At 68.8% G+C, this 23919-nt stretch carries 20 protein-coding genes; 12 read left to right on the forward strand and 8 right to left on the reverse strand.

The window, feature by feature from the left end:
* Positions 1-90: 90 nt before the first annotated feature.
* Both AC3WQM_RS11440 and AC3WQM_RS11445 read left to right on the forward strand, forming a co-directional pair.
* Positions 91-1947, forward strand: coding sequence for a hypothetical protein (locus tag AC3WQM_RS11440; RefSeq protein ID WP_492678773.1), 1857 nt, complete (start codon positions 91-93; stop codon positions 1945-1947).
* An 87-nt stretch (positions 1948-2034) separates the two neighbouring features.
* Positions 2035-2661 carry an FMN-binding negative transcriptional regulator gene (locus AC3WQM_RS11445; RefSeq protein WP_492678775.1) on the forward strand — a complete coding sequence of 209 codons (627 nt, stop codon included), beginning with the start codon at positions 2035-2037 and terminating at the stop codon, positions 2659-2661.
* A gap of 21 nt (positions 2662-2682) precedes the next feature.
* On the opposite strand, the gene AC3WQM_RS11450 is transcribed toward AC3WQM_RS11445, so the two are convergent.
* Positions 2683-3597: a LysR family transcriptional regulator gene (locus AC3WQM_RS11450; protein WP_492678777.1), complete on the reverse strand. Its 915-nt coding sequence runs from the start codon at positions 3595-3597 to the stop codon at positions 2683-2685.
* A 181-nt stretch (positions 3598-3778) separates the two neighbouring features.
* Here AC3WQM_RS11450 and AC3WQM_RS11455 point away from each other — a divergent pair, with 181 nt between their 5' ends.
* The 4 genes from AC3WQM_RS11455 to AC3WQM_RS11470 all read left to right on the forward strand — a co-directional run bounded on the left by AC3WQM_RS11455 (position 3779) and on the right by AC3WQM_RS11470 (position 10883).
* On the forward strand, positions 3779-4660 hold the full coding sequence (locus AC3WQM_RS11455) for an alpha/beta hydrolase (RefSeq protein ID WP_307693759.1): 882 nt from the start codon (positions 3779-3781) through the stop codon (positions 4658-4660).
* A gap of 155 nt (positions 4661-4815) precedes the next feature.
* On the forward strand, positions 4816-6069 hold the full coding sequence (locus AC3WQM_RS11460) for an efflux RND transporter periplasmic adaptor subunit (RefSeq protein ID WP_489056936.1): 1254 nt from the start codon (positions 4816-4818) through the stop codon (positions 6067-6069).
* A gap of 40 nt (positions 6070-6109) precedes the next feature.
* Positions 6110-9382, forward strand: a complete 3273-nt coding sequence (locus AC3WQM_RS11465; protein ID WP_492678779.1) for an efflux RND transporter permease subunit — start codon at positions 6110-6112, stop codon at positions 9380-9382.
* Between the two features lie 25 nt (positions 9383-9407).
* Positions 9408-10883: an efflux transporter outer membrane subunit gene (locus tag AC3WQM_RS11470; protein WP_492678781.1), complete on the forward strand. Its 1476-nt coding sequence runs from the start codon at positions 9408-9410 to the stop codon at positions 10881-10883.
* Between the two features lie 16 nt (positions 10884-10899).
* On the opposite strand, the gene AC3WQM_RS11475 is transcribed toward AC3WQM_RS11470, so the two are convergent.
* Entirely contained in the window at positions 10900-11139 is a 240-nt protein-coding gene (locus AC3WQM_RS11475; protein WP_070060711.1) for a hypothetical protein, read from the reverse strand.
* 92 nt (positions 11140-11231) lie between these two features.
* On the opposite strand from AC3WQM_RS11475, the gene AC3WQM_RS11480 reads away from it, so the two are divergent.
* Genes AC3WQM_RS11480 through AC3WQM_RS11495 form a run of 4 tightly spaced genes read left to right on the forward strand, consistent with a single transcriptional unit; the run spans position 11232 to position 15098 of the window.
* Entirely contained in the window at positions 11232-12698 is a 1467-nt protein-coding gene (locus AC3WQM_RS11480) for a cobyric acid synthase (RefSeq protein WP_492678783.1), read from the forward strand.
* The gene (gene cobT, locus AC3WQM_RS11485) at positions 12695-13738 is read left to right on the forward strand and encodes a nicotinate-nucleotide--dimethylbenzimidazole phosphoribosyltransferase (protein ID WP_492678785.1); all 1044 of its coding nucleotides are present in this window, start codon (positions 12695-12697) and stop codon (positions 13736-13738) included. The genes AC3WQM_RS11480 and cobT overlap by 4 nt, the downstream gene beginning before the upstream one ends.
* Positions 13735-14529, forward strand: a complete 795-nt coding sequence (locus tag AC3WQM_RS11490; RefSeq protein ID WP_492678787.1) for an adenosylcobinamide-GDP ribazoletransferase — start codon at positions 13735-13737, stop codon at positions 14527-14529. Before cobT ends, AC3WQM_RS11490 begins: the two co-directional genes overlap by 4 nt.
* Positions 14526-15098: a histidine phosphatase family protein gene (locus AC3WQM_RS11495; RefSeq protein WP_492678789.1), complete on the forward strand. Its 573-nt coding sequence runs from the start codon at positions 14526-14528 to the stop codon at positions 15096-15098. The genes AC3WQM_RS11490 and AC3WQM_RS11495 overlap by 4 nt, the downstream gene beginning before the upstream one ends.
* A gap of 10 nt (positions 15099-15108) precedes the next feature.
* On the opposite strand, the gene AC3WQM_RS11500 is transcribed toward AC3WQM_RS11495, so the two are convergent.
* Positions 15109-15963 carry an Ivy family c-type lysozyme inhibitor gene (locus tag AC3WQM_RS11500; RefSeq protein ID WP_492678791.1) on the reverse strand — a complete coding sequence of 285 codons (855 nt, stop codon included), beginning with the start codon at positions 15961-15963 and terminating at the stop codon, positions 15109-15111.
* A 22-nt stretch (positions 15964-15985) separates the two neighbouring features.
* Positions 15986-16633 (reverse strand): endonuclease III, encoded by a 648-nt coding sequence (gene nth, locus AC3WQM_RS11505; RefSeq protein ID WP_492678793.1) that lies wholly within the window; start codon positions 16631-16633, stop codon positions 15986-15988.
* Between the two features lie 174 nt (positions 16634-16807).
* Here nth and AC3WQM_RS11510 point away from each other — a divergent pair, with 174 nt between their 5' ends.
* Positions 16808-17995 (forward strand): aminotransferase-like domain-containing protein, encoded by a 1188-nt coding sequence (locus AC3WQM_RS11510; protein WP_447743806.1) that lies wholly within the window; start codon positions 16808-16810, stop codon positions 17993-17995.
* A gap of 4 nt (positions 17996-17999) precedes the next feature.
* Here the strand turns inward: AC3WQM_RS11510 and AC3WQM_RS11515 are convergent, their stop codons facing one another.
* The gene (locus AC3WQM_RS11515; protein ID WP_492678795.1) at positions 18000-18227 is read right to left on the reverse strand and encodes a hypothetical protein; all 228 of its coding nucleotides are present in this window, start codon (positions 18225-18227) and stop codon (positions 18000-18002) included.
* 57 nt (positions 18228-18284) lie between these two features.
* Between AC3WQM_RS11515 and AC3WQM_RS11520 the strand changes: the two genes are divergently transcribed.
* Entirely contained in the window at positions 18285-18611 is a 327-nt protein-coding gene (locus AC3WQM_RS11520; RefSeq protein WP_095947743.1) for a DUF6172 family protein, read from the forward strand.
* A gap of 6 nt (positions 18612-18617) precedes the next feature.
* Here AC3WQM_RS11520 and AC3WQM_RS11525 read toward each other — a convergent pair whose 3' ends face one another.
* Genes AC3WQM_RS11525 through mfd form a run of 3 tightly spaced genes read right to left on the reverse strand, consistent with a single transcriptional unit; the run spans position 18618 to position 23871 of the window.
* A complete protein-coding gene (locus AC3WQM_RS11525; protein WP_492678797.1) occupies positions 18618-19682 on the reverse strand; it encodes an Ldh family oxidoreductase in 1065 nt (354 codons plus the stop codon).
* A complete protein-coding gene (gene serB, locus AC3WQM_RS11530; protein ID WP_062480719.1) occupies positions 19679-20392 on the reverse strand; it encodes a phosphoserine phosphatase SerB in 714 nt (237 codons plus the stop codon). Before serB ends, AC3WQM_RS11525 begins: the two co-directional genes overlap by 4 nt.
* Complete coding sequence (gene mfd, locus AC3WQM_RS11535; protein ID WP_492678799.1) at positions 20389-23871, reverse strand: transcription-repair coupling factor; 3483 nt, start codon at positions 23869-23871, stop codon at positions 20389-20391. The genes serB and mfd overlap by 4 nt, the downstream gene beginning before the upstream one ends.
* Positions 23872-23919 lie beyond the last annotated feature (48 nt).

A 23919-nucleotide genomic window follows, 5' to 3' on the forward strand; every position in this document is an offset into this window, starting at 1 on the left:
GCGAAGCAAATTGTTACGATGCGATTCCTGAATTGAACGGTGCGGTGCCTCGCCATCGCATCCTGAGTCGCATCCCGAGGGAGATCAAGAATGCTTCGTGTGCTCGTGCTGTTGGTGACCGTGTGCCTGCTGAGTGGCTGCGACAAGATGACGGCCGCCTTTACCCCAGCCCCGGAGCGGATCAACAAGGCGTTCCCGGCCTCCGAAGAGGTTCTGCTCGGGATGAGCAAGCTGATCACTTCGGTGGCAGAAGACGACAAGGAAGCGCGCGCACTGAAAGAACAGTACGAGCGTCTGCTGCAGGTCCGGGCGCTGACATGCACCGCCGCATCAGGAATCGGACGCTTCGACACACCGTCGGACATCCGGAAGAAGGTGGCCGACGGGAGTTGTTTTCGCGACCAGGACGCGCAGTTGGCCGAATGGATCGGGTTGCGCCGTGCCTCCGCGTTGTTGAGCAAGCCGCCTCTGTACCCGCGCGTTGAGCTGCGTGGCAAGCAGGCACTGCCTGCGGAAAAGAGCCGGGGCGCGGGCACCATCGGCATCGTGACATCGGCGGAATCCAATGTCGCGGTCCTGAAGTCCGGCAGCGGAACCTTCCATGCCGTCCGGCTTCCCGATGGAAAGCCCCTGCAGACGTTCACCGCGGCGAACAACGCCCGCCCGGGTTTCTCGCTGTCGCCCAATGGGCGCTTGTTTGCAGCGCCGTCCGATACCGGCTCGGGATTGAGGCTGATCGACGTCGAGACCGGCACCGCGCTGTGGACGACCGACAAGTACCTCGGCCTCGTGACCTGGCTTCCGACCCTGAATGCGATGGTGCTGCTCCAGAGCGCGCAAGGGCAGCAAGCCGTGATCGTCGATGCGCTGAACGGCAAGGAAACGGGCTACCCGTTGGCCGAGAAGCGTCCGACATGGGCGCTGGCGCTGCCAGGCAACGAGAGTCGACACCTCATCGGCGGCAGCAGCAGCGCCGCGATCATGGCGCATGCCCGGGAGTCCGACGGCACGTTGTCCGCGACGCAGGTCGGTTTCTGGCGGCTTGCCAAGTCGGTGCCGTCCTCGTCTTCTCCGTTTCTGATGGAGAACGGCAAGAAGGCGTTCTACCTCGACGCGAGAAATCTGGCCTGGATCGATCTTGCGACGGGCGAACAAGGCTTCTGGGAGACATCGGCCCTGCACATCCAGCACGGGTACGCGAAGCTCAACGAGAGCACGGTGTTCCTTTCGAGTTCCATGCCGGGGTCCTATACCGGGCAGGGCAAGGTGATCGACGTGCTGCAGGGCACGGTCGCGCCCGTTCCGAACTACCAGCAGGGCGACGGGGTGCTGCTGCCGCTGACACCGCGCAGCGGCTACATGCGATACGGCACGGTCACGATCGTCGGCGGGGACGACATCGAATCGGGGCCCCCTGAAGATCTGCAGAAGGCGATTGCTGCGGCGCAATTGGAGAAGCAGCTGGCGAAGCTCGTCACGCCCCCTTCGGGCCCAGGCGCGATGCCTGGGGGAAGCTTCGCTCCTGCGCCCCCGCCGTTGTTGAACCATGTCCCCCAAGACGCGCAGGTGGCGGTGGTCGGGGTCTACGAGTCGAAGGGGAGGGGGCGTGGTGCCGACGCCGGCCGTGGCCTGAACGTCGTGCGCGTCAACGTGCAGCCCGCGTCGACCCCCCTCGTTCTCGTGCTGTCGAGCTACGAACCGGTGCGCTGGGTCGTGCAGAACAGCGGAAGAAAGATTTCCGCCATCCTGCTGTCGGGGTATCACGAGTCGGAAGCGCTCGGCACGGTGGGAGTCCCCATCTTGAAGATCGGCTCCACTTACGCGTACAAGATGGACAGCGCGGAGTACGAAAAACTGAAAAGGGATGTGGGGCGCTACGTTGCAAATCCTGTGCGGTCTTTCCAGGGCAGCTATGCGGGACAGGATTTTTCCGTGTCCGGTTTTTGAGGGCTTTGCACCGGTCGTATCCGCGACTGCTGCGGGCCGGCCCGGGCGCAATACTCGACGGGCATCGATCCCCCGAAAGGTCTCCCCGTGCACATCCAGCCCCTCTTCGCCATCGAGGCGCGCGACGAGCTTCACCGGCTCATGCGTGCCTACCCGCTGGCCACGCTCTTCACGGTCGCGGGCGGGGCGGTCGATGCCAACTTGCTGCCGCTGGAGGTGATCGACCGCGGCACGCACGGTGTGCTGGCAGGTCACGTGGCCCGCAGCCATGCGCTGTGGACCAGCGAGGCGCGAGGCGGCTGCGACGTCACCGTCGTGTTCCAGAGCCCGAACGCGTTCATCTCCCCGCGCTGGTACGTCAACGGCCAGCGCAGTGGGCGGCTGGCGCCGAGCTGGAACTACATCGCGGTGCAGGCGACCGGGCGGTTGCGGTTCATCGAAGACGCCGCCTGGCTGCGCTCGCACCTCGAAGCGCTGACGCGGTCGCAGGAAGCGGGGCGTGACGAGCCCTGGTCGCTGGCCGATGCATCGCCCGAATTCGTCGATGACGCGCTGCAGCGGCTGGTCGGGTTCGAGATCGACATCCTCGCGCTGACCGGCAAGCGCTTCCTTTCGCAGCAGCGCACCGAGGCCGACCGGCGCAGCCTGGTCGAGCACCTGTCCCGAGAAGAATCGCTGCCGGCGCGTGCGCTGGCAGCGCTGATCCAGCCCTGAAAAGACGGGAAAAGGCGCCCCTCAGCGCCGCTGCAACCGCGGATTCTTCGCAAACAACTCCGCCGCCCAGTCCACAAACGCCCGCACCTTCGCGCTCAGGTGCCGGTTCGGCGGGTACACCACGTGGATCGGCAGCGGGTCGCGCTGCCAGTCGGCCAGCACCTCGACGAGTTCGCCGCTTTCCAGCAGTGGCTCGGCGGTGAAGGTGATGCACTGCGACAGGCCGAAGCCCGCGAGCACGGCCGTCATGTGGGCGTTGCTCTCGTTGACCGACACGCGGTAGGGGCCGTTGAGCTCGATGTATTCGTCACCCTTCTTGAACTCGTGCGGGTACACGCGCCGGGTGGTGCCCGAGAAGTAGCTCACGACGTGGTGGCGCTTCTCGATGTCGTTCGGATGCTGCGGCGCACCATAGCGCTTGATGTAGGCCGGCGAGGCCACGGTGACGAAGTGCAGGGTGCCGATGCGGCGCGCCACCAGCGACTGGTCGTTGAGTTCGCCGGCGCGGATCACGCAGTCGACGTTGTCGCTGATCAGGTCGACGGTGCGGTCGCTCACGCCCAGGTCGACCTGGATGTCGGGGTAGCGGTCGCAGAAGCTGGCCAGGTTGGGCAGGATGATCTGCTGCGCCACCGAGGTGCCCACGTCGATGCGCAGCCGCCCCGTGGGGTTGGCCTGCGCATTCGTCATGCTGGCTTCCATGTCGTCGAAGTCGTTCAGCAGCCGCGCGGCGCGCTCGAAGTAGGCGGCGCCGTCGGGCGTGACGGTGACGCGCCGGGTCGTGCGGTTGAGCAACTTCACGCGCAGGCGCGATTCCAGCGCCTGGATCTGCTTGGTGACGGTGCCCTTGGGCAGGGCCAGAGAGTCGGCGGCACGGGTGAAGGTGCCGGCTTCCACGACGCGGACAAAGATCCGCATTGCCTGGATTTGATCCATCGAATGCCTGTTCAGGGAGACCGGCATATGCCGGAAGGAGGCGGATTCTCACACAAGGAATGCGCCCCTACGGAGTGCCCGATTGTTCTCCGTTTGGAAACAGAGTAGGGCTGTGTTTCCTGTTTCAACGTGCTTGTAGCGCCTTATATTTCAACCATCGCCCATCCCCCTGAGGTCGCCCATGTCACCCCGTCCATCGTCCCGGTCCGCTGAAGCTGCTGCGCTTGCCGCGGCGCAAGGCGTGGAGTCCGATCTGTCGATCGAGCTGCCCGGCCGCGAGCCCGTGGCTGCCCGTGTCTACGGACTGCGTCCACGGGGCGAGACCGTGCCGCTGGTGCTGCACTTCCATGGCGGCACCTTCATCTGCGGCAACCTCGACAACGGCCGCAACGTGGCCCGGCTGCTGGCCGGCGCGGGCGCGGTGGTGGTGTCGCTGGACTACCCGCTGGCCCCGGCGGCCCCGTTCCCGGAGCCGGTCGAGGTGGGCTATGCGGCGCTCGAATGGCTCTACAAGCAGCGCGTGAAGCTCGGCGGCAAGGGCGCCCAGGTGTACCTGGCCGGCGAAGAGGCCGGCGGCAACCTGGCGGCCAGCGTGGCCCTGGTGGCCCGCGACCGCGCCCATCCGCCGCTGGCAGGCCAGATCCTGCTGTCGCCCATGCTCGACCCGTGCGCCGGCACCGCCTCGCTGCGCAATGCGACCAACGACGCGGCCGAATGCCGCTGGGCCACGGGCTGGGCCAAGTACCTGAGCTGTCCCTCGAACGCCACGCACCCCTATGCGGTGCCGAGCGGATCGCTGCGGCTGGCCTCGCTCGCACCGGCGCTGGTGCTGGTGGGGCCCGACGACGCGATGCGCGACGAGGCCATGACCTTCGCGGGCCGCCTGCGCTCGGCCGGCATCGAGGTCACGAGCAGCGTGCTGACCGGCGCCGACAACTGGCCCAAGGCGCTGTACGACACCGAGGCCGTGGGCTGTGCGTCCTGCGAAGCCAGCGTGCAGCAGCACTTCCGCGAGTTCTTCAGCGCCACCACACCGCCCCCGGCGGTCCCTGAGCCCAGCTAGGCCCGCGAGGGTCCGCTCCGCCCCCTGAACCAAGCCGCCGCCTCCACCGAGGCGGGTGGCAGGGCTTTCTGTTCTCCGAATTCCGCCTCCTGCCGCCGTCGGCGCCGGGATGGCCTGTTGCATCCCGAAAAAGTCATCGAGAAGGACGAACCATCATGTCGAACAAGAACGAACAATCGCTGTCTTCCGCTGCTCGCAAGAGCCTGTGGCCCGCCGTCACCGGCCTCACCGCGGTGCTGGCCGTGGCCGCCGCGGTGGTGGGCATGTACAGCTTCAAGGCCGAGGCCACCGCCCCGGTCGCCGCGCAACAGGGCACGCCGGTGTCGGTCGCCACCGTGGCGTCGAGCGAGATCAACGCCTGGGACGAGTTCTCCGGCCGTCTCGAAGCCGTGCAGCGCGTCGATGTGCGCTCCCGCGTGGCGGGCGCCGTGCAGGCGGTGCACTTCCGCGAAGGCGCGCTGGTGAAGCAGGGCGACCTGCTCATCACCATCGACCCCGCGCCGTACGCCGCCGAGGTGGAGCGTGCCGAAGCGCAGGTGGCGTCGGCACAAGCCCGCCAGGCCTTCAGCCGCAGCGAGCAGGAGCGCGCCAAGCGCCTGTGGGACGAGCAGGCCATCGCGCAGCGTGAACTCGACGAGCGCGTGAACGCCGGCCGTGAAGCCGAAGCCAACCTGCGCGCCGCGCAAGCCTCGCTGCAGACCGCACGCCTGAGCCTGGGCTACACCCAGGTGCGCGCACCGGTGTCGGGCCGCATCGGCAAGCTCGAAGTGACCGTGGGCAACCTGGTGGCCGCTGGCCCCGGCGCACCGGTGCTGACCACGCTGGTGTCGGTGAGCCCGATCTACGCGAGCTTCGATGCCGACGAGCAGGTGATCACCCGCGCGCTGAAGGACCTGCCGGCCAACGCCGGCGCCCGCGGCCAGATCGACACGATCCCCGTGCAGATGGGCACCGCCGGCCTCGAAGGCACGCCCTTCACCGGCAAGCTGCAGCTGATCGACAACCAGGTCGACGCCCGCAGCGGCACCGTGCGTGTGCGCGCCTCGTTCGACAACAAGGACGGCGCGCTCATTCCCGGCCAGTTCGCCCGCATCCGCATGGGCCAGGCCCGCAACGACACCGCGCTGCTGGTGAGCGAGCGCGCCATCGGCACCGACCAGAACAAGAAGTTCGTGATGGTCGTGGGCGACGACAACAAGGCCATGTACCGCGAGGTGACGCTGGGCGCACCCATCAACGGCCTGCGCGTGGTGAGCAAGGGCCTGAAGGCCGGCGACCGCGTGGTGGTGAACGGCCTGCAGCACATCCGCCCGGGTGCGCTGGTGGTGCCGCAGACCGTGACGATGGACGCCAAGCTCGATACGAAGCAACAACAACCGGAACGCGTGGCCGAGGCCGCGAAGTCCTGATTTCGGAGGAGGGCGCCCTGGCGCCCGCCGGAGAACCAACATGAATCTCTCAAAATTCTTCATCGACAGGCCGATCTTTGCCGGCGTGCTGTCGCTATTGATGCTGATCGCCGGCCTGATTGCGCTGCGCGGTCTGCCGATCTCGGAGTACCCCGAAGTCGCGCCGCCCTCGGTGGTGGTGCGCGCAACGTACCCGGGCGCCAACCCGAAGGTGATCGCTGAAACGGTGGCGACGCCGCTCGAAGAGCAGATCAACGGCGTCGAAGGCATGCTCTACATGGGCAGCCAGGCGACGACCGACGGCGTGATGACGCTGACCGTCACCTTCCGCCTCGGCACCGATCCCGACAAGGCCCAGCAGCTGGTGCAGAACCGCGTCTCGCAAGCCGAGCCGCGCCTGCCCGAAGAGGTGCGGCGCCTCGGCATCACGACCGTCAAGAGCGCTCCCGACCTGACGATGGTGGTCCACCTCGTTTCGCCGAACAACCGCTACGACATCAACTACCTGCGCAACTACGCGGTGCTGAACGTGAAGGACCCGCTCGCGCGCATCGAAGGCGTGGGCCAGGTGCAGATCTTCGGCGGCGGCGACTACTCCATGCGCGTCTGGCTCGACCCGCAGAAGGTCGCGCAGCGTGGCCTCTCGGCTTCCGACGTGGTGGCTGCGATCCGTGGCCAGAACGTGCAGGCCGCGGCCGGCGTGGTCGGTGCATCGCCGGGCCTGTCGGGCGTGGACATGCAGCTGTCGATCAATGCGCAAGGCCGCCTGCAGAGCGAGGAAGAGTTCGGCGACATCATCGTCAAGAGCGGCACCGACGGCGCCGTCACGCGCCTTCGCGACATCGGCCGCCTCGAAATGGGCGCCGCCGACTACTCGCTGCGTTCGCTGCTGAACAATGACCCGGCCGTCGGCATGGGCGTGTTCCAGGCACCGGGCTCCAATGCGCTCGACATCTCGTCCAACGTCCGCAAGACGATGGAAGCGCTGAACAAGAACATGCCGGAAGGCCTGGAATACCGCATCGCCTACGACCCGACGCAGTTTGTGCGCGCATCGATCGAGTCGGTGATCCACACGCTGCTCGAAGCCATCGCGCTGGTGGTGCTGGTGGTGATCCTGTTCCTGCAAACGTGGCGCGCCTCCATCATTCCGCTGCTGGCCGTGCCGGTGTCGGTGATCGGTACCTTCGCGGTGCTGCACATCCTCGGGTTCTCGATCAATGCGCTGAGCCTGTTCGGGCTGGTGCTGGCGATCGGCATCGTGGTGGACGACGCGATCGTGGTGGTGGAGAACGTCGAGCGCAACATCGAGGCGGGGCTCACGCCGCGCGAGGCCACGTACCGCGCCATGCGCGAAGTGTCGGGCCCCATCATCGCGATCGCGCTGGTGCTCGTGGCCGTGTTCGTGCCGCTGGCGTTCATCAGTGGTCTCACGGGCCAGTTCTACAAGCAGTTCGCGGTGACCATCGCGATCTCGACGGTGATCTCGGCCATCAACTCGCTGACACTGTCGCCGGCCCTTGCGGCGCTGCTGCTGCGCGGCCACGACCAGCCGAAGGACGCCCTGACGCGTGGCATGGACAAGGCCTTCGGCTGGCTGTTCCGCGGCTTCAACAAGTTCTTCCATCGCGGCTCCGAGGCCTACAGCGGCGGCGTCAAGCGCGTGATCTCGCGCAAGACGCTGATGCTGGTGATCTACCTGGCGCTGGTCGGTGTGACCTTCGGCCTCTTCAAGGCGGTGCCCAGCGGCTTCGTGCCGGCGCAGGACAAGCAGTACCTCATCGGTTTTGCCCAGCTGCCCGACGGCGCCACGCTCGACCGCACGGAAGAGGTGATCACCCGCATGGGCGAGATCATGAAGAAGAACCCGAACGTGGAAGACGCCATTGCCTTCCCGGGCCTGTCGATCAACGGCTTCACCAACAGCTCGAACTCGGGCATCGTGTTCGCCACGCTCAAGCCCTTCGACCAGCGCAAGCGCGCCGACCAGAGCGGCGGTGCGGTGGCGGGCCAGCTCAACGGTGCGTTCTCGAGCATCCAGGACGCGTTCATCGTGATGTTCCCGCCGCCGCCGGTGGCAGGCCTGGGCACGACCGGCGGCTTCAAGCTGCAGATCGAAGACCGCGCCTCGGTCGGCTACGACCAGATGGACGTGGCGGTGAAGGCCTTCATGGCCAAGGCGTATGCGGCGCCCGAGCTGACGGGCATGTTCACGAGCTGGCAGGTCAACGTGCCGCAGCTGTACGCCGACATCGACCGCACCAAGGCGCGCCAGCTCGGCGTGCCGGTGACGGACATCTTCGACACGATGCAGATCTACCTGGGTAGCCTGTACGCCAACGACTTCAACAAGTTCGGCCGCACGTACTCCGTGCGCGTCCAGGCCGATGCGCCGTACCGCGCCCGTGCCGAAGACGTGGGCATGCTGAAGGTGCGCTCGACCTCGGGCGAGATGGTGCCGCTGGCCGCGCTGATGAAGGTCAACTCGACCTTCGGCCCGGAACGCGCCATGCGCTACAACGGCTACCTGGCCGCTGACATCAACGGCGGCCCGGCCCCCGGCTATTCGTCGGGCCAGGCGCAGGATGTGATCACCAAGATCGCGGCCGAGACGCTGCCCAAGGGCGTGAGCTTCGAGTGGACCGAGCTGACCTACCAGGAAATCCTGGCCGGCAACTCTGCCTTCCTGGTGTTCCCGCTGGCGATCCTGCTGGTGTTCCTGGTGCTGGCCGCGCAGTACGAAAGCCTGACGCTGCCGATCGCGATCATCCTGATCGTGCCGATGGGCATCATGGCCGCGATGGCGGGCGTGTGGATCTCGGGAGGCGACAACAACGTCTTCACGCAGATCGGGTTGATCGTGCTGGTGGGGCTGAGTGCGAAGAACGCGATCCTGATCGTGGAGTTCGCACGGGAGCTGGAGTTCGCGGGACGCACGCCGATCCAGGCCGCGATCGAAGCCAGCCGCCTGCGCCTGCGCCCGATCCTGATGACCTCGCTGGCCTTCGTGATGGGCGTGCTGCCCCTCGTGCTCTCGACCGGCGCCGGCTCCGAGATGCGCAAGGCGATGGGCGTGGCGGTGTTCGCCGGGATGATCGGCGTGACGGCCTTCGGCCTGTTCCTGACGCCGGTGTTCTATGTGCTGATGCGCCGCCTGGCGGGCAACCGGCCGCTCAAGCTGCATGGCGAAGTGCCGCACGGCGACGACTTCGTGTCGGCCGACCATCCGGTGGTGCCTTCGCATGGTGGCGGTGGTGGCGGTCTGCACCCGGTGCCGGCCTCGCCGCGCCCCTCGCATGGCGCGCATGACTGATCGACAAGAAGAAAGAAGGTTGTCCATGACATTCGCAATCCCAACCCTGATGCGCCCCTTGCGCGCCGCCGTGTTGCCGCTGGTGGCGGCCCTGGTGCTGGCCGGTTGCGCCAGCGTGCCTTCGGGCATGCCCACGGTGCCGACCGCGGCGCAGTTCAAGGAACAGCCGCAGCAGCAACCGGGCGCCACGGCGCCGGCCGGCTTCACCCGGGCCACGCCCGCCGAGGCGCAGCCGCGCGGCGAGTGGTGGCTGGCGTTCAACGACCCGGTGCTCAACACGCTGATCCAGCGCGCCGAGGTCGACAACACCAACATCCAGGCCGCCGCCGCGCGGCTGGCCGAGGCCCGTGCACTGGCGCGCAGCGCCCAGGCCGACCGCCTGCCGCAGATCGGCCTGGGCGCCGGCGCCAACCGCGGTGCGGGCCTGGACAAGGCCACGGCCAGCACCCGGCCGGGCACCATGACCAACATCGGCGCGACCTTCTCGTATGAGGTCGACCTGTTCGGCCGCCTCTCGGGCGCGGCCGATGCGGCCAAGCTCGACGCGGCCGGCCGCGAGGCGCTGCTGCAGAGCACCCGCCTCGCCGTGCAGGCCGAGGTGGCGCAGACCTACCTGCAGCTGCGCGCGCTCGACGCCGAACGCGTGCTGGTGCGCGAATCGGTCGCGGCCTACCGCGACACGCTGCGCCTCACGCAGCGCCGCCAGCAGGCCGGCGACATCGCCGAGCTCGACGTGGCGCGCGTGCAGACCGAGGTGTCGTCCACCGAGTCGGACGCGCTCGCGCTCGACCGCCAGCGCGCCCAGGTGGAACACGCGCTGGCCGTGCTGGTGGGCGATTCGGCCTCCAGCTTCGGCATGCGGCCCGACGACTGGGGCACCGCGTTGCCGGTGATCCCGCCGGGCGTGCCGTCCACCGTGCTCACGCGCCGGCCCGACGTGTCGGCCGCGCAGAGCGCCGTCATGGCGGCGCAGGCCCGCGTGGGCGTGGCGCAGACCGCGTGGTTCCCGAACATCTCGCTGACCGGCGCGGCCGGCTACGCCTCGCCCGAGATCGGCGACCTCTTCAAGTGGTCGGCCCGTTCGTGGGGCGTGGGTGCGCTGCTGTCGCTGCCGATCTTCGACGGCGGGCGCCGCGAGGCCGGTGTGCAGGGCGCCAACGCCCAGCTCGACGGTGCACTGGCCAGCTACCGCTCGCAGGTGCTGGTGGCGTTCCAGGAGGTCGAAGACCAGCTGGCCGCCATCCGCATCCTGCAGGAGCAGTCGGTGGTGCAGGCGCAGGCCGTGACCTCGGCCCAGCGCGCCACCAGCCTGTCGGACACGCGCTACCGCAACGGCTACGTGAGCCAGCTCGACCTGCTCGACGCGCGCCGCAGCGAACTGCGCAACCGGCGCCAGGCGCTGCAGGTGAAGTCGGCCCAGTACCAGGCGACGGTGGGGTTGATCCGCGCCATCGGCGGCGGCTGGGAAGTGCCGGCCACGGAGAAGGTGGCGACCCGCTGATCGGGTCGATCCGGGCTCAGGCGCCGTCGCCAGGGCCCGGATGCGTCGCCGTGGCGGCCGCCTGTTTCAGCGCCACCGCGCCCAGCGCGAGCGCACTCGAATAGCTGGCCTGCGGGCGCGCAGCCACCCGCAACGGCCGGTAGCCGAGCGTGTCGGAGGTGCTGCCGGTGTCGTGGACGGCTTCGAGCAGGAGCCAGTAGAACCGGCCCGGCTCGCGTTCCTCGACCGTCAGCGCCAGATCGTTGAGGGCGGACATGGCTTGCGGATGCGGCCCGCAGCGGGCCGCACCCCTTGGTACGTCCGATTCGGCTTTCCGGATTCGGTTCAGCGCTCAACGACAATCCCCGGATGAGTTCTAGAGCGACACGCGGGCCGGCGCGCTGCGTCATGGTCCTGGGCACCACCAGCGGTGCCGGCAAGAGCTGGCTGGCCACCGCGCTGTGCCGGTGGTATGCCCGCCAGGGGCTGCGGGTGGCGCCTTTCAAGGCGCAGAACATGAGCAACAACGCCCGCGTGGTCGAGGGCGGCGAGATCGGCAGCGCCCAGTACTTCCAGGCCCTGGCCGCCAACGCCGTGCCTGACGTGCGCATGAACCCGCTGCTGCTCAAGCCCGAGCGCGACACCCACAGCCAGGTGGTGCTGATGGGCCAGGTGAGCGAGGCGCTGTCGACCCTGCCGTGGCGCGGGCGCAGCGAGCGCGTCTGGCCGCAGATCGCGCAGGCCTTCGACGAACTGCGGGCCGAGAACGATGTGGTCGTCATCGAAGGCGCCGGTTCGCCGGCCGAGATCAACCTCATGGCCAGCGACATCGTCAACCTGCGCGTCGCCCGCCACGCCCAGGCGCGCTGCCTGCTGGCGACCGACATCGACCGCGGCGGCGCCTTCGCCCACCTGTACGGCACCTGGGCGCTGCTGCCCGAGGCCGACCGGGCGCTCATCCATGGCTTCGTGCTCAACAAGTTCCGGGGCGACGCGTCGCTGCTGGCGCCCGCGCCGCAGCAGTTGCAGGAATTGACCGGCGTGCCCACCGTGGCCACGCTGCCGATGTGGTGGCAGCACGGCCTGCCCGAGGAAGACGGCGTGTTCGACGACCGCAGCCGCGCCAGCGGCGTGGTCACGCGCACGGTGGCGGTGGTCGCGTACCCGCGCCTGAGCAACCTCGACGAATTCCAGGCACTGAAGAACGTACCCGGCGTGCGCCTGGTCTGGGCCCGCACGCCGGCCGACGTGGCCGGCGCCGACTGGATCGTGCTGCCGGGCTCCAAGCACACGAGCGGCGACCTCGCCTGGCTGCGCGCGCAGGGGCTGGACCGCGCGGTGGCCGAGCATGCCGGGCGCGGTGGCGCGGTGCTGGGCGTGTGCGGCGGGCTGCAGATGCTGGGCGAGGCGCTGGTCGATCCGCACGGCATCGACGGCAACGCGCCCGGGCTCGGGCTGCTGCCGCTCGTGACCGTGTTCGAGCGCGAGAAGACCGTGCGGCACCGCGAGGCGACCTTCTCGGGCGACCTCGTCGCAGGCCCCTGGGCCGCGCTGGCGGGCGTGCGCATCGCCGGCTACGAAATCCACCACGGCCAGACGGCCGCCCACCCGCAACTGGCCCACGACGGCCGCGCCGTGATGCCCGAGGGCCTGGCCTGGCAGAACGCGCGCGGCAACGTGCTGGGCCTCTATTTGCACGGCCTGTTCGAAGACCCGGCCGCGCTGCAGGCGCTGTTCGGCACCACGGCGCCCACGCTGGACGCCACCTTCGACGGCCTGGCCGACTTCATCGACACCCACTTCGACGCTGGCGTGCTCGCCGGCCTGATCGCATGACCGACACCGATTTGATTCCCGCCATTCCTGACATCGCCGACGGCGCACTTGCGGCGCGCCTGCAGGCCGCACTCGACAACAAGACCAAGCCCGTCGGCGCGCTGGGCCGCCTCGAGGCGCTGGCGCTGTGCATCGGCACCATCCTGGGCACCGAGCAGCCCGTGCTCGAGGCGCCGCAGATGCTCGTGTGCGCGGGCGACCACGGGCTGGCGGCGCGCGGTGTGTCGGCCTACCCGAGCGACGTGACCTGGCAGATGGTCGAGAACTTCCTGGCCGGCGGCGCGGCCGTCAGCGTGCTGGCGCGCCAGCACGGCCTGGCGCTCACCGTGGTCGATTGCGGCGTGCGGCGCGACTTCCAGCCGCGCCCCGGCCTGGTGTCGCGGCGCATCGCCGCCGGCACGGCCGACGCCTCGGCCGGCCCCGCCATGACGCCCGAACAGTGCGCCCAGGCCATCGCCAACGGCCGCGAGGTGGTGCGCGCGCTGCCGGGCAACGCGCTGCTGCTGGGCGAAATGGGCATCGGCAACAGCTCGTCCGCCGCGCTGCTGCTGTCGCGCCTGGCCGGGCTGGAGATCGGCCTGTGCACCGGCGCCGGCACGGGGCTCGATGCCGACGGCCTGGCGCGCAAGCGCGAGGTGCTGCGCGAGGTGCTCGCCCTGCACGCCGGCGCGACCGCGCCGCTCGACGCGCTGGCCGCGTTCGGCGGCTTCGAGGTGGCGACGCTGGTCGGCGCCGTGCTGCAGGCGGCACAGGAGCGGCGCGTGATCGTGGTGGACGGCTTCATCGCCAGCGCCGCCGTGCTGGTCGCCCAGGCGATCCGCCCGCAGGTCACGCAGCGCTGCGTGGCGGCGCACAGCTCGGCCGAGCCGGGGCACACGCTGCTGCTGAAGCACCTCGGGCTCGAACCGCTGCTGAACCTTGAGCTGCGTCTGGGCGAAGGCTCGGGCGGTGCGCTGGCGTGGCCGCTGCTCGAATCGGCCTGCCGCATCCTGCGCGAGATGGCGAGCTTCGAATCGGCGGGCGTGTCGCGCCAGCAATGAACGGCGTGCGCCATTTCCTGCTGGCCGTCCAGTTCTTCACCCGCGTGCCGGTGACGGGAAAACTCGCCGCCTGGGTCGGCTTCAGCCCGCAGATGCTGCGCGCTGCCGCGGCGCACCTGCCGGCCATCGGCTGGATCGCGGGCGGGGTGGCGGCGGCCGTGTTCGTCGCCGTGGGCGCGGGCCTGCCGGGCGTGGCAGGGGCGCTGGTCGCGGCCGTGCTGAGCACCGTCGCCACTGTGATGCTCACTGGCGCCTTCCATGAAGACGGCCTGGCCGACGTGGCCGACGGCCTCGGTGGCTCGGCCAGCCGCGAGCGCGCGCTGGAGATCATGAAGGACTCGCGCATCGGCGCCTTCGGCGCGGTCGCGCTGGTGCTGGCGCTGGGCCTGAAATTCGGCCTGCTGGCCGCGCTGGCCGCGCGCGGGCTGGACGTGGCGGCGGTGTCCATCGTCGGCGCGCATGTGTTGTCGCGGCTGGCGCCGCTGTTCCTGATCCGCTGGCTGCCCTATGTGGGCGACAGCAGCGGCAGCAAGGCCAAGCCGCTGGCCGATGCGATCAGCGGCGGTGCGTTGTTCGTCGCCGTGCTCTGGGTCGCGCCCGCCGTGGCGCTGCTGCTGTGCGCGCACGACGCGGTGCACGTGGGCGCGGCGCTCGTGGCGCTGGTGCTCGCGGGGGGCTGGATGGCGCGGCTCTTCGTGCGTCGGCTGCAGGGCTTCACGGGCGACGGGCTCGGTGCGACGCAGCAGGTGTGTGAACTGACGATCTACCTCGCGCTGGCGTGGAAGGCATGAGCGCCGCGACCGCCCAGCTCTGGCTCCAGCGCCACGCGCCGGTGATCGCGCCGGCGGGCCTGTGCTACGGCGCGACCGACCTCGACGCCCACACGGACGGCACGCAGGCCGCTGCCGCGCGCATCGCGGCGGTGCTGCCGATCGGGATCGCGCTGTGGAGTTCGCCGCTGCGGCGTTGCGCCATGCTGGCGGATGCCATCGTCGCGCTGCGGCCGGATCTGTCGGTGCGGCGCGATGCACGGCTGGCGGAGATGAGTTTTGGCGCCTGGGAAGGGCGCCTCTGGTCGGCCGTGGCCCGCGAGGAATTCGAGGCCTGGACGAATCGCTTCGCCGATGCCCCGGCGGGAGGCGACGGCGAAAGCGTGCGCGCCTTCATGCAGCGCGTGGCCTTGGCGCATGCCGATTGGCTGGCGACCGGCGCGGATGCACTGTGGGTCACGCATGCGGGCGTGCTGCGGGCGGTGCAGTTGCTGTCGCAGGGCGTGTCGTGCCCGGAGCGGGCCGATCAATGGCCCAACGACGCGGCGGCTTTCGGTGACTGGCGCGTGGTCGCGGCGCCGGTCGGCTGACGAGGCGTTGTCAGTTCTTGGCGCGCCACTGCTCGCGCCAGAGCCGGTCGAGCTGCCCCGCGAACTGCGGCGAAGGGCCGCCCAGGAGCTGGTTCTGCCCGTTGCGCTGCACCAGGCCATAGAGCCGGCCCGAGCCTTGGTCGTAGAGCGCGATCGCGTTGTGGTCGTAGCAGTCGTGCGGCTTGCAGAAGGCATGCAGCAGGTAGCGCGTGCCGTCCACCGTCACCCATTGCGGCTCGGGCGCCGGGCCTTCGCGGCGCACCAGCCAGCGTTCGGTTTCGCGCGTGCCCAGCGCGGCGCGCCAGGCCTTGTCCATCGCGGGGCCCCGGGCGAGGGCGGCCGGGCTGCCCGTGGCCGGTGCTGGTGGCTTGATCGTGGCAGCAGGTTCTGCGGGCGGCGTCGCGGCGCGAGCCGGACCGTCGCATCGCCAGTAGCGTTGCTTCATCAACTCCGGGCCCAGTTGGCCGATGACCGGCTTGTCGGCCTTCAGCGTGATCGACTGGCCGCGCGCATCGCGAAAGACCAGGAAATTCATCATCGCGTTGTCGCCCTTGCCCACGCGGCTCATCAGCGCCACGTCGAAGTTCGGCGGGGGCGGCTGGTTGCCGAAGAAGCTGTGCGCCGTGTCCGGCTGGCGGCCCACGACGCGGCGTTTGCCGCGCTCGGCGATCAGCATGTCTTCGCGCACCTGCAGCGTCGGTGCGGCTGCGTCGGCGCAGTTGGCGGACCAGCGCCCGCCGTAGAGCGCCATCGTCTCCGGCGGCAGCACGCCGTCGCGCGACCAGGCGGCGCCCGCGCTGCACAGCGCTGCGAGGAAGAGGAGGGCGGCGGAAGGCGTCTTCTTGAAAATCGTTGTCGTCGTCATGTGCGAGATGGTGTGGTGCCGCTCAGGCGGTCTTGGGGGCAGGTGTCTTGGGTTTGAACGAGCAGAAGCTGGAGACCGCGCATTCCCAGCAGCGCGGCTTGCGCGCCACGCAGACATAGCGCCCGTGCAGGATCAGCCAATGGTGCGCGTGCAGGCGGAATTCGGGTGGGATGCGCTTTTCGAGCTTGAGTTCCACGTCCAGCGGCGTTTTGCCGGGCGCGAGCCCGGTGCGGTTGCCGATGCGGAAGATGTGCGTGTCGACCGCGATGGTCTCCTCGCCGAAGGCCACGTTGAGCACCACGTTGGCCGTCTTGCGCCCCACGCCCGGCAGCGCCTCGAGTTCGGCGCGCGTGCGCGGCACCTCGCCACCGTGCAGCTCGACCAGCATGCGACAGGCCTCGATCAGGTGCTTGGCCTTGCTGCGGTACAGCCCGATCGTCTTGATGTACGACTCCAGCCCTTCCACCCCGAGGTCGAGGATCGCCTGCGGCGTGTTCGCCACCGGATACAGCCGGCGCGTCGCCTTGTTCACGCCCACGTCGGTGGCTTGTGCCGACAGCAGCACGGCGGCCAGCAGTTCGAAGGGCGTGGTGTATTCGAGCTCCGTGCGCGGCTCGGGGTTGGCGGCCTGCAGGGTGGCGAAGAAGAGGGGGATGTCGGATTTTTTCATGGATCGTGGGGGCCACCGTTCACGGCGGGGGCTCGCGGGGCGCATGCCGCGGAAGGCAGGGCGAGCACCGGCGTTTGCGGCGATGGATGCAATATATCGTCGAAAAGGCATGGCCCTACGCAGCTTTCCTGCCCGGGCTTTCGCGACAATGACGCCCAGAAAGTGAGACTGACCATGCAATTCGCCTCCCGCCTCGACAACGTCGAAACCTCCGCCATCCGCGAACTCTTCAAGCTGCTGGGCAAGCCCGGCATCATCAGTTTTGCGGGCGGCTTTCCCGACAGCGCCATGTTCGACGTCGAGGGCCTGAAGGAGGCGAGCCAGAAGGCGCTGGCCGAAGAGCCCGGCGCGGCCTTGCAATATGGCGCCACCGAAGGCTACGAGCCGCTGCGCAACCAGCTCAGTTCCTTCATGAAGACCAAGGGCGTCGACGTCGACCCCAGCGGCCTGATCGTCACCACCGGCAGCCAGCAGGCGCTGGACCTGCTGGGCAAGACCATGATCTCGCCCGGCGACAAGGTGATCGTCGAAGGCCCGACCTTCCTGGCCACGATCCAGTGCTTTCGCCTGTACGGCGCGCAGCTCATCAGCGCGCCCATCGATGCCAATGGCGTGAAGACCGACGAGCTCGAGAAGCTCATCGCCGAGCACAAGCCCAAGTTCGTCTACCTGATCCCCACCTTCGGCAACCCCAGCGGGGCCATGCTGAGCCTGGAGCGCCGCAAGAAGGTGCTCGAACTCGCGGTGAAGTACCAGACGCTGATCGTCGAGGACGACCCCTACGGCGACCTGTACTTCGGCGAAGCGCCGCCGCCGTCGATCATGTCGCTGAGCAAGGACGTGCCCGGCAGCCGCGAGCTGCTGGCCCATTGCGGCAGCCTGAGCAAGGTGCTCAGCCCCGGCCTGCGCATCGGCTGGATGATCGCGCCGCCCGAGCTGCTGGCCAAGGCCACGATGTGCAAGCAGTTCAGCGACGCCCACACCAGCACCTTCGCGCAGGCCACGGCCGCGCAGTACCTCAAGAGCGGCCGCATGCCCGGCACGCTGGCGCATGTGCGCGAGGTCTACGGCCAGCGTGCGCAGGCCATGGGCGCCGCGCTGACGCGCGAGCTGGGCGATGCGGTGAGCTTCACGCAGCCCAACGGCGGTTTGTTCTTCTGGGCGCGCCTGACGGGCGCGAACGGCAAGCTGGCCGATGCCAACGAGCTGGCCAAGCGTGCGATCGAGAAGCTGGTGGCTTTCGTGCCCGGCGCGCCGTTCTTCGCCGAGAAGCCCGACGTGGCGACCTTGCGCCTGAGCTTTGCCACGGCCGACATCGAGAAGATCGAAGAGGGCGTGAAGCGCCTCGGCCAGGCCCTGTAAATCGTCAGGGGGACCGGTGCAGGCGGGGCGCCGCCAGCAGGTCCAGGTTCTCTGAAATGGACGCATCCACGTTCGGATAGCGGCCTTTCATCTTGGAGAGCGTCATGATGGTCTGCAGTGCCTTCAGGTCCTTGACCGAGGGAGCGACCTTGATCTGCGCGATCGCCGCCGGGGCGTTGCCGCCGTTCACCAATGCCATCACCTTGCTTGCCCAGTCGTTTGCGCGTGCCATGCTTTCACCTGTAATCCGTTGAATGCGCCGACTGTACACAGCGGGTTACCATCACCCATGAGAAAAACCTTCCAGCTTCAGGTCGAGGGCAAGCACCCCGACCGTCACCTCGAAGCCGTCAAGCACGAGATCCGCAAGTACATCAAGCGCGAGCGCCGCCGCGACCTGCCCGAAGGCGCCGACTTCTGGGACTTCGACTGCCGGTTCGGCACCGCCCAGGAATCCGCCGAAACCATCCACCTCACAGCCATCACCGGTCTCATCGACGGTGTGGTGAAAGAGGGCGGCAAGCAGTTCTACATCGAGATCCTGGCCAAGCCCGGCAAGCGCCAGCCGCGGCCGGCGGGCGCACCCGCGCACACCGAGAACGACGACGAGGAATAAGCCCCGTCAGATCAGCGCCTGCGCCAGCCGCAGGCCATGCCGCTGCTCCACTTCCTGCAGCGAGCGCGCAATCGACGGGTGCAGCCGCACCCCGTTCGCCGATTGCGCTTCCCGACGCTTCAACCCGCCTTCACCCGGCAGCCGCACAGGCTTGGCCGGGTCGACGGGCGCGTTGTCGCGGCATTTCTCGGCCACGTGGTCCATCTGGCGCAGGAAAGCGTCCTTGCCGCCGAAGGCGTGCAGGTCATGCAGCGTGAGGTGCACCGTCGCGCCCCAGCCTTCGGGCGGGTCGGCGCGGCCGTGGCCCGCGAGGCCGGCCGTGAGCGTCTCGACCAAGAGCGCCATGCCGTAGCCCTTGTGGCCGTGGCTCAGGCCGCCCACGGGCAACAGGGTGCCGGGCGGCTGGTCGAACAGCACCTGCGGGTTGTTCGACGGCTTGCCCGATGCATCGATGAGCCATTCCTCGGCGAAGGTCTCGCCGGCCGCGCGCTTGCGGTTGCTCATGCCGTTGGTGGTGATGGAGGCCGAGATGTCGACCATCACGCCGCCCTGCGACAGCGGAAAGCCCATCGCCAGCGGATTCGGCGTGAACACCGCCTGCGTGCCGCCGAAGGGCGCGACGCTGGCGGCATTGGGGTCGGAGCAGGCCAGCAGCATCAGCATGTCTTCCTGCAGCGCGCGCAGCATGTAGACGGCCAGGCAGGCGATGTGGTGGCTGCGGCGGATCACGAGCGAGGCCGTGCCCAGTTCGCGCGCACGCGGCACCAGCAGGTCCATGCCCTGGTCCATGAGCCAGGGACCGGGCAGGCGCTTGCCGTCCCACAGCACGGCGGCGGGGCGGTCGGACAGCACCTCGGGCGCGCCGTCGCGGGCCATGCCGCCCGATTCGATTTCCTTCACATAGCCTGCCAGCAGCGCGAGGCCGTGCGTGTCGTGGCCCAGCAGGTCGCCTTCGACCAGCGTGCGTGCCACGCTGTCGGCCATCGAGGCCGCGAGCCCCGCCTTCTGCAGCAGGGCACTGGCGTAGTCGCGCAGCGCGTCGGCGCGGTAGAGCGGGGCGGCTTCTGTCATTTCAGGATCTCCAGCACGCGGTCGAGTCCGCCTTCGTTGATCGCCACCATGGCCTGCTCGCGCACCTTCGGCTTGGCGTGATAGGCCACCGAAAGCCCGGCCTCGCCCATCATCGGCAGGTCGTTGGCGCCGTCGCCCACGGCGATGGTCTCTTGCGGCGAGATGCCCATGAGCGAGGCCACTTCGAGCAGCGTGCGGCGCTTTTCGGCGCCATCGCAGATGTCGCCCCAGCTTTGCGTCACGACCTGGCCGGTGAGCTGGCCGTCGGCTTCGTCGAGCAGGTTGGAGCGTGCGAAGTCGATGCCCAGGCGGTCCTTCACGCGGTTCGCGAAGAAGGTGAAGCCGCCCGACACCAGCAGCACCTTGAGGCCGGCCTTCTTGCAGGCTGCGACCAGTTCGGTGGCGCCCGGGTTGAGCTTCAGGCGCTCGTCGTACACCTGCTGCAGCGCGGCCACGGGCACGCCCTGCAGCAGCGCCACGCGGCGGCGCAGGCTTTCCTTGAAGTCCTTGATCTCGCCGCGCATCGTGGCCTCGGTGATCGCAGCCACCTCGGCCTTCTTGCCGACGGCATCGGCGATCTCGTCGATGCACTCGATGTTGATCAGCGTCGAGTCCATGTCGAACGCGATCAGCTTGAAGTCGGCGAGCTTCAGCGGCGGCTTCACGCGCTGGAGGACGAGGCCGGGGGAGATTTCTGTCGTAGCGCTCATGCGGGGGCGGTTTCCTTGACGAGGGGTTGTCCGAGGCTGCGCAGCACGTCGCGCACCATCTGGGCGCGGTCCTTCGGCTCCTTGAGTTCGCGCTCGATGCGCAGCTTCTCGTTGCCGGCGAGCTTGATGTGCTTGTTCTTCTGGATCAGCTGGATGATGGCCATGCCGTCCACCGGCGCGTCCTTGCGGAAGGTGATGTTGATGATGCCCGGCGCCGCATCGACCTTGACCACGCCGTAGGGCCGCGCGAGCACGCGCAGGCGGTGCGTGTCGATCAGCGTCTGGGCCTGCGGCGGCAGCTTGCCGAAGCGGTCGACGATTTCTTCCAGCAGCGTGTCGATCTGGTCGGGGTTCTTCGCGGTGGCGAGCTTCTTGTAGAACGACAGGCGCAGATGAACGTCGCCGCAGTAGTCGTCGGGCAGCAGGGCGGGGGCGTGCAGGTTGATCTCGGTCGTGACCGACAGCGGCGAGAGAAGGTCGGGCTCCTGCCCGGCCTTCAGCGAGCGCACGGCTTCGCTCAGCATCTCGTTGTAGAGCTGGAAGCCGATCTCCATCATGTTGCCGCTCTGGTTTTCGCCGAGCACCTCGCCGGTGCCGCGGATCTCCAGGTCGTGCATCGCCAGGTAGAAGCCCGAGCCCAGTTCTTCCATCTGCTGGATGGCCTCGAGCCGCTGTGAGGCCTGCTTGGTCAGGCCTTCGGTGTCGGGCACCATGAGGTACGCATAGGCTTGGTGGTGCGAGCGACCGACGCGGCCACGCAGCTGATGCAGCTGCGCCAGGCCGAACTTGTCGGCGCGGCTCATCACGATGGTGTTGGCGGTGGGCACGTCGATGCCGGTCTCGATGATGGTCGAGCACAGCAGCATGTTGTAGCGCTGGGCCACGAAGTCGCGCATCACGCGCTCCAGCTCGCGCTCGGGCATCTGGCCGTGGGCCACGGCGATACGGGCCTCGGGCAGGATCTCTTCGAGCTTCTGGCGCCGGTTCTCGATGGTCTCGACCTCGTTGTGCAGGAAGTAGACCTGGCCGCCGCGCTTCAGCTCGCGCAGCACGGCTTCGCGGATCACGCCCGTGCCTTCGTTGCGCACGAAGGTCTTGATCGCCAGCCGGCGCTGCGGCGCGGTGGCGATCACGCTCAGGTCGCGCAGGCCTTCGAGCGCCATGCCCAGCGTGCGCGGAATCGGCGTGGCCGTGAGCGTGAGCACGTCGACCTCGGCGCGCATCGCCTTCATCGCCTCCTTGTGGCGCACGCCGAAGCGGTGCTCCTCGTCGATGATCAGCAGGCCCAGGTTCTTGAACTTGACCGACTGCGAGAGCAGCTTGTGCGTGCCCACCACGATGTCGACCTGGCCCTCGGCCAGGCCCTTGGCGGCGGCCGTGATTTCCTTGGCCGAGCGGAAGCGGCTCATCTCGGCCACCTTCACCGGCCACTTGGCGAAGCGGTCGACCAGCGTCTGGTAATGCTGCTCGGCCAGCAGCGTGGTGGGGGCCAGGAAGGCCACCTGCTTGCCGCCGGTGACGGCGATGAAGGCAGCGCGCAGCGCGACCTCGGTCTTGCCGAAGCCCACGTCGCCGCACACGAGGCGGTCCATCGGCTGGGGCGAGATCATGTCCTGCACCACGGCGTGGATCGCGGCCTTCTGGTCGGCGGTTTCCTGAAAGCCGAAGTCGTTGGCGAACACCTCGTAGTCGGCCGGCGAGTAGCGGAAGGCATGGCCCTCGCGCGCGGCGCGGCGGGCGTAGATGTTGAGCAGCTCGGCGGCCGAGTCGCGCACCTGCTCGGCGGCCTTGCGCTTGGCCTTTTCCCACTGGCCGGAGCCCAGCTTGTGCAGCGGCGCCTCGTCGGCACTCACGCCGGTGTAGCGGCTGATCTGGTGCAGCTGGCTCACGGGCACGTAGAGCGTGGCCTTGTCGGCGTACTCCAGGTGCAGCATTTCCTGCAGCAGCGGCTTGCCGTCGGCGCCCGTGCCCTGGCCCAGGTCCATGTGGATCAGGCCGCGGTAGCGGCCGATGCCGTGCGCGCTGTGCACCACCGGGTCGCCCACGTTGAGTTCGGACAGGTCCTTGATCAGCGCCTCGACGTCGCTGACCTGTTCCTGCTTCTTGTTGCGCCGGCGCGTGGTGGGCGCGGTGGCGAACAGCTCGGTCTCGGTGACGAAGTCGATCGCCTGTTCGCGCCACGCGAAGCCCGAGGCCAGCGCGGCGGTGGCGATGCCGATTTTTTCGTCGCCAGAGGCTTCGAACTCAGCCAGCGAGTCGAAGGCCGGCGGGTTCACGCCACTGGCGCGCAGGAAGTCGAGCAGGCTCTCGCGGCGGCCGTCGCTCTCGGCGATCAGCAGCACGCGGTGCGGCGTGGCGGCAATGTGGGCCTTCAGGCCGACCAGCGGGTCCTCGGCGCCGCGCACCACGGCAAAGGGCGGCAGCTTGTCGAACTCGGCGTAGGGCGCGTCGGTGGCGATGTCGCCGCGGATGGCGAGCTGTGCATGCGGCTTGGCGCGCTGGTAGAACTGCTCGGCGTTGAGGAACAGCGCGTCGGGCGGCAGCGCCGGGCGTTCGGGGTCGCCCTGCACCAGCCGGTAGCGCTCGTTCGTGTCCTGCCAGAAATGCTGGAACGCGGGTTCGAGGTCGCCGTGCAGCACGACGGTGGCGTCGGGGCCGAGGTAGTCGAACACCGTGGCCGTCTCATCGAAGAACAGCGGCAGGTAGTACTCGATGCCGGCGGTGGCCACGCCGTTGCCCATGTCCTTGTAGATGCGGCTCTTGGTCGGGTCGCCATCGAGCAGTTCGCGCCAGCGGCTGCGAAAGCGCGCGCGAGCGTCGTCGTCCATCGGGAACTCGCGGCCCGGCAGCAGGCGCACCTCGGGCACGGGGTACAGGCTGCGCTGGGTGTCCGGGTCGAAGGTGCGGATGGAGTCGATCTCGTCGTCGAACAGGTCGACACGGAACGGCACCAGCGAGCCCATGGGAAACAGGTCGATCAGGCCGCCGCGCACCGCGTACTCGCCCGGGCTCACCACCTGCGTCACGTGGCTGTAGCCGGCCAGCGTGAGCTGCGCCTTGAGCTTGGACTCCTGCAGCTTCTGCTTGGCCTTGAACTGGAAGGTGTAGCCGGCCAGGAAGGCCGGCGGCGCCAGCCGGTACAGCGCGGTGGTGGCGGGCACCAGCACCACGTCGGCCTCTTTCTGGCTGATGCGCCACAGCGTGGCCAGGCGCTCGCTGATCAGGTCCTGATGCGGCGAGAAGCTGTCGTAGGGCAGCGTTTCCCAGTCGGGGAACAGGGCGCAGCGCAGCTCGGGGGCGAAGAAGGCGATTTCGTCGATGAGCCGCTGGGCGTCGTTCGCGTCGGCGGTGAACATCGCGGTGGCGCGGCCCACGGCCTTCTCGCGCATGCCGAGCTGGGCCAGCATCAGCGCATCGGCGGACAACGGGGGGCGCGGCAGCGTGAAACGCTTGCCCGCCGGGAGAAGGGGGAGGTCCATGGAGCGGCTCGAAAAATGCACGACACCCCGCGCCGGACGGCGAGGGGT

The organism is Variovorax sp. FW301-JW7 (assembly GCF_058788795.1).